The sequence below is a fragment of the Neoluteolibacter marinus genome (assembly GCF_014904755.1).
GTDB classification, from domain to species: Bacteria; Verrucomicrobiota; Verrucomicrobiia; order Verrucomicrobiales; family Akkermansiaceae; genus Haloferula; species Haloferula marina.
This window is the reverse complement of record NZ_JACZFQ010000333.1, coordinates 1-528: the sequence shown is the minus strand read 5'-3', so window position 1 is coordinate 528 and position 528 is coordinate 1. Positions and strand designations below refer to the sequence as shown.

Annotated in this window: 1 protein-coding gene; it reads left to right on the top strand. The window is 64.4% G+C overall.

Annotated features, from left to right (window positions below; genetic code table 11):
- Positions 1-248: 248 nt before the first annotated feature.
- Positions 249-528: CarD family transcriptional regulator (locus tag IG178_RS25135; protein WP_305067836.1), on the top strand; the 280-nt coding region annotated here is incomplete at its 3' end.

The window sequence follows — 528 nt, the reverse complement described above, 5'->3', positions numbered from 1 at the left end:
GGTCAGCGCAGCGCACCCGGACGTGGTCAGTGCGGCGGCAGCGAAGGCGGCACCCAGGCCGATGGTGCGAAGCCTCTTGCGGGCGGCATTGGTCACGGCGCGAACTCCTCAGACAGGTCGGTGATGCTCCGGCCATGGTATCCGCTTGGGGACGGATCGTCCGCATCCGCTCCAAGGGTTCTCGAAGGAGGCGATCAGGCTGCTGTGCGCCTCGTGCTAGAATCGACCGGCGGAAAGGGGCACCATACATGGTTTTCGAGGTTGGCGAGACGGTCGTCTATCCCCACCATGGCGCGGCACTGATCGAGGAGATCAAGACCCGCACCATCAAGGGCGAGGAGAAGATGTACCTGAAGCTCAAGGTCACCCAGGGTGACCTCGTGATCGAGGTCCCGGCGGAGAACGTCGACCTGGTCGGCGTGCGAGACGTCGTGGATGAGGAGGGCCTCAAGAAGGTCTTCGCCGTCCTGCAGGCCGATGACGTGGAAGAGGCCAGCAACTGGTCGCGCCGCTACAAGGCCAACGTGG